Source organism: Bradyrhizobium sp. Crot121 (assembly GCF_059512385.1).
On sequence record NZ_JCAMOR010000273.1, the window covers coordinates 1 to 955 of the forward strand.

Annotated in this window: 1 pseudogene; it reads right to left on the reverse strand. The window is 62.7% G+C overall.

What is annotated here, in order from left to right:
• Positions 1–166: 166 nt before the first annotated feature.
• A pseudogene (locus AC5ZGW_RS46470) lies at positions 167–955 on the reverse strand (hypothetical protein); the annotation flags it as partial.

The following is a 955-nucleotide window of genomic DNA, read 5'->3' on the forward strand; positions in this document are numbered from 1 at the left end:
CCGGACAAGCGCAAGATTGAGCCCGAAGCGGAAGGTGCGGCCAGGGACGGCCCACCCCAGAGAATTCCCGTCACGTCGATGAGCAAGCCAGGGCGCAGCACCGCTGAGAGCCGCAAATGTCGCGTTTCAATTTCTATTCACTTCGTCGTCGCGCCACCCCGATATCCTATACATTCGTAGGCTCGCTCGGGTGCAGGGATCGGAGAGTGGCGTGGCCGGATCGGGCGCCAGCGGACATCAACAACACTGCAGGAGCGGCGACCAGGAGATAGCAGGCGGCCCCAATCCTGAGCGTCGTATCGATACTGAAGGCAATGCTGGTGGCAACGGCGACGCTTGCGGCGAGCACGCCTGCAGCACCGTTGATGCCCCAGAACCATGGCGTGGGGACCGTGCTGATTGCAGAGACCAGTCGCATGCCGGTGGGAAATCCAAAGCCCATCAGCAAGCCTGCCGGCGCCAAGACAAGAACACAGAGGCCGGCGCGAACGAGCAGGCCCGCTCCATCAAGATCGACCAAGAGCGGAGGCAGCCAGAACGGCAACGCAAACAAGTAAGCGGCACTCGCCACGCTCCAGGCTAAGACCTTGCCCGTTCCGGCAAGGCGCATGCGCTCGGATGCCAGGCTGCCGAAGCCCGTCCACAGGATCAGGCTGAACAGAACGACACTCAACGCGTAGACGGGATGACCGAGGAAGACGCTCATCCGCTGTAGCAGAGCGATCTCGACCATCATGAACCCGCTCCCGATCAGAACGAAATAAGCGGTGCCGCCCACGGCCAGCTGCCAGCCGGCTTCTCTGACCGTCGGCTGCAGCGGAACGATGATCGTAGCGGCGACCAGCGCGACCGAAATCAGAACGAGCATGGCAAGGGTCAGCGTCGCGATCAGGTTGCCCGCGAACACCCCGGTGTGGGTGAAGTGCGACAACACGTCCGCGTCCAACAACGTGGC